The sequence below is a fragment of the bacterium genome, from assembly GCA_035559435.1.
In the GTDB taxonomy this organism is placed as follows: domain Bacteria; phylum Zixibacteria; class MSB-5A5; order WJJR01; family WJJR01; genus JACQFV01.
Map to the genome: position 1 here is coordinate 1 of DATMBC010000007.1, position 4,058 is coordinate 4,058.

Genomic DNA, 4,058 nt, shown 5'->3' on the forward strand with positions numbered 1-4,058 from the left:
AGTCCCCCGCCGATGATCTTCCCGAAGGTCATCAAGTCGGGTGTGTAGCCATAATACCCGGCCGCGCCGGACGCCGACAGACGGAAGCCTGTTATGACTTCGTCGGAAATCAGGAGCGCGCCATGACGATGCGCGATCTCCGCCAGCCCCGGCAGGAAGCCGGGGTGCGGCAGCACCAGGCCATTATTGGCCGCCACCGGCTCCACAATGATCGCGGCGATCCGGTCGCCGTGCCGGCTGAAGATCGCTTCGACCGAGTTGAGATCGTTGTAGGTCGCAACCAGTGTGCAATCGGCAAAGGCCTTCGGGACTCCCGCGGATGACGGTGTGCCGAAGGTGACCAGCCCCGAGCCGCCCTGGACCAGCAGGTAGTCGGCATGCCCGTGGTAGCAACCGGCAAACTTGACAATCAGGTCGCGTCCGGTAAACCCGCGCGCCACCCGGATCGCCGACATCACCGCCTCGGTTCCGGAGGAGACAAACCGCACCATCTCGACCGGTTTGACCCACTCCACCACCTTTTCGGCCAGCAGGACCTCTTCCTCGGTGGGCGCGCCATACGAGGACCCCTTGGCGGCGGCGCGTTCAATGGCCTCAAGCACCTTCGGGTGGGCATGCCCGAGGATGAGCGGCCCCCACGACATGCAAAAGTCGATGTAGGAGTAACCGTCGGCGTCGGTGATGTGACACCCCTGCGCCGAAGCAATGAAGCGCGGTGTGCCGCCAACCGCGCCGAAGGCGCGCACCGGCGAGTTAACGCCGCCGGGAATGACACGGTCGGCGCGCGCTTTCAACGCCGCCGAGTTGGCGACAGGGGCGGAGATGGAGGGTTGGGTTGTTGTCATGGCCATCGTTGGTTGCGTTTTCCGGCTTCTGGTATCATAGCCTTAGACTCGTTCTCACCACACACCCCTGTCATTCCGAGCGAAGCGAGGAATCTGCTGTTCACACCCGACGCAAAAAGCAGACTCCTCGCTGCGCTCGGGGTGACAGCAAAGGGCGAAGTGGACGGAGACAATCCCATCAATTCACCCACTTCCCCTTCAGGATATCCCGCAAATGGTAGGTCAGAATGATCGACGCGCCGGCGCGGGTGATCGCGGTCAGGTTTTCGAGGACCAGGTCGCGCTCCTGCGCCAAGCCGTCGCGCACCGCCAGTTTCACCATGGTGTATTCGCCGGAGACGTTGTAGGCCGCGATCGGCACATCCACCGACTGCGACAAGTCATGGATTACGTCGAGGTAGGCCAGCGCCGGCTTGACCATGATTATATCCGCGCCCTCCTCCAGATCCAGCTGCGCCTCCAGTCGCGCCTCGCGGCGGTTGCGCCAATCCATCTGGTACGATTTGCGGTCGCCCTTCTGCGGGGCCGAGTCGGCCGCCTCACGGAAGGGGCCATAGTACGAAGAGGCATACTTGGCGGTGTAGGCGAGGATTCCGGTGTTGGTGTAGCCGGCGCGGTCGAGGGTCTGACGGATCGCGCCGACACGGCCATCCATCATGTCCGACGGCGCGACCCAATCGACCCCGGCCTGCGCCAGACGCAACGCCATCTGCGCCAGGACCGGCAGCGAACGGTCGTTGTCGATCACATCCCCATGCAGAATGCCGCAATGCCCCGACTCGGTGTAAGCGCACAGGCAGACGTCGGCCGACACGAACAGGTCGTGGCCGAACTCCTTGCGCAGCCGCTCGACCGCTCTGACCACGGGATTCGAATCGGCGAAGGCCGCGTCGGCGCCGGCGCTCTTCAGATGGGTGACGCCGAACAGCATGACGCGCCTGACCCCGACCTTGAGATCGGCGCCGATCGATTTGACCAGGTTGTCGACGTTCTCGCGATAGATCCCCGGCATACTGCCGATCTCGGTCTTGCCGATGGCGTCCTCGCCGACGAAATACGGCTGGATCATGCCGTCGGTCGACAGACAAGTCTCGGCGACCATGTCGCGTATGGTGAGGTTGCGGCGCAGACGGCGGGGCCGTCTATATGGCGAATAGTCCATGAATCACCTCGGCGGTTCCTTCCAATGATCGATCAAACGCCTCAAATACCAGGGGACAGCCCTGTGAAATTAACGCTTCGCTGGTCGCCGGTCCAATGGCAACCGGCAGCACATTGGCCGGCAGCGGCCGTTCCGATAGCAGGAACCGCGCCGCCTGCGGGCTGGTGAAGACCACCGCCGCCGGATCATCGAGTCCGCGGATGGTCCCGGCCAATTGCGGGTGCTTCACCATATCATAGCAGACCAGCCGTTCAAACGCCCCCGCCTCCGCGGCCAGAGCGGTCTCGAGATCCTCGCCGGCCGCGGCGCCGCAGGGAAACAGGACGCGTCCGATCGCGCCTTTGAATTCTGCGGCGAATTGTTCCGCCAGCGAGACCGCATCGGCGACATCGCCGACAAAATGCGGAGCCCAGCCGGCCTCCCGCATTGCCTGCGCGGTCTTCCTCCCCACTGCTGCCAAACGGGTTGTCGGCGAAAACGCGGCGCGGTGCTCCTGCAGGAGCCGTTTGAATTCGCGCACCGTGACTTGGCTGGTGAAGATGACCCAATCGTAGGCGGCGAGATTGGCCAGACAACGCCGTTGGTGATCGCGGTCACCGGCTTCGACAGTGACAAACACCGGCACGGGCACCGCTTCAAGGCGCGGTGAGGCGACCGCCTTGATGAAGGCTTGAGCGCGTTCGGGCTCGCGCGTGATCCAAATCGATCCGCGGCCCTCCAGGTCGCGTTGTGCCTCCCGTTTCAGATAGGCGACCGCCGACAGAATGATGGACTCCGGATCGCGTCCGCAGACAATCACCCGGCGGGGGGCGCCACCCTGATCATCGCCGAGAAATGACGCCAGGCGGTACCCCTCCCCGGTTTTCTCGGCGGCTGTGCCCAGCGCCAGTTGGCAACCGCCTTCCAGACGACGCAGCACTTCCCGCTCGAGATAGACAATCTGACGGAGCTCGGGGGAATCGAGGCGGGTTACGATGGCGCGCGTCTCGCGGTCATTCTGTCGCACCTGCAAGCCCAACGCCCCTTGCGCCGGCGCGGGCACCAGCAACGATTCGGAAAGACGGTAAACATGGAACTCATCCAGGGGCAGTTCCAGACGGTCCAGCCCGGCGGAGGCGGCGAGAATGGCGTCGTAGCGCCCTTCCTTCAATTTGCGCACACGCGTCGGGACATTGCCGCGCAATGGTTCGAGCGTCAGATCGGGGCGCAGAAAACGCAGCTGCGCGACACGGCGTGCCGAGGACGTGCCGACGTTGGCGCCATGGCGCAACCGCAGCGGCATGCCGGCGTCAAAGGCCTCACGGCGAATAAGCAGGATGTCGCGACGGTCGGCCCGTTCCGGCACCGCGCCCAGCATCAGACCATCGGGCATGACCGTCTGCAGGTCCTTCAGCGAATGGACCGCCAGATCGATCTTCCCGGCCAGCAGGGCGTCCTCGATTTCCTTGGTGAAGAACCCCTTGCCGGTCATGCCGACGAACGGCGTGTCGAGGTCCTTGTCGCCGGCGGTCTTGATGATGACCAATTCGGCGTCGACCCCGGCGGCCTGTTGCAACAAGGCCCGCACATGGCGGGCCTGCCAGAGAGCCAATTCACTGCCGCGAGTGCCAATTTTCATAGGGCGTCCAGATCGTTGCCAATCTTGCCGAGGCAGATGCCGCTTTCGCGCATGGCGCAGCGCGCGGCCGCCGGATGCTCCGGATGGACGCCTTCGGGATGATCTTCCACGCACTCGTAACCGGCCAGCAGCGCGCAATCCTCGCGGGCGGTGTCGGTGTGGTGCGCCAAAGCTTCCATCGGCAAATGGTTGCTGTACTGGACGAGTTGGCGAACAAAGTGGGCGATGGTCTCGCGGTCGGTAGCGGTCAGGTGGGACAGACGCGATTCGAACAGCCGGCGCATCTGCGCTTCGGCGTAGGCCATGCCTTCATTGAGGGCCGAGGCCATGACCGGCTGGAAGACGCGCTGGGCATTGACCATGTGCGCGCGTCCGATCGCCTGATCGATGATGCGCTCGGCGGCGTCGACGGCCCGGAAACGCTCGCGGCGGT

General features: G+C 64.3%; 4 protein-coding genes. All 4 read right to left on the reverse strand.

The genetic code is table 11. From position 1 onward, the window contains the following. Positions 1-845 (reverse strand): glutamate-1-semialdehyde 2,1-aminomutase (locus VNN55_00225; protein ID HWO55974.1); only part of this gene is annotated, 845 nt, incomplete at its 3' end. Positions 846-1,023: 178 nt separating this feature from the next. Then, positions 1,024-2,007 carry a porphobilinogen synthase gene (gene hemB, locus VNN55_00230; GenBank protein HWO55975.1) on the reverse strand — a complete coding sequence of 328 codons (984 nt, stop codon included), beginning with the start codon at positions 2,005-2,007 and terminating at the stop codon, positions 1,024-1,026. Further along, positions 1,988-3,625 (reverse strand): hydroxymethylbilane synthase, encoded by a 1,638-nt coding sequence (gene hemC / locus VNN55_00235; GenBank protein ID HWO55976.1) that lies wholly within the window; start codon positions 3,623-3,625, stop codon positions 1,988-1,990. Before hemC ends, hemB begins: the two co-directional genes overlap by 20 nt. Next, a partial coding sequence (locus VNN55_00240) for a hypothetical protein (protein ID HWO55977.1) occupies positions 3,622-4,058 on the reverse strand: 437 nt, incomplete at its 5' end. The genes hemC and VNN55_00240, both read right to left, overlap by 4 nt.

Bases quoted from the DNA above. Each gene is read 5' to 3' on its own strand.
- hemB (HWO55975.1), bottom strand. From the start codon at position 2,007: ATGGACTATTCGCCATATAGACGGCCCCGCCGTCTGCGCCGCAACCTC.
- hemC (HWO55976.1), bottom strand. From the start codon at position 3,625: ATGAAAATTGGCACTCGCGGCAGTGAATTGGCTCTCTGGCAGGCCCGC.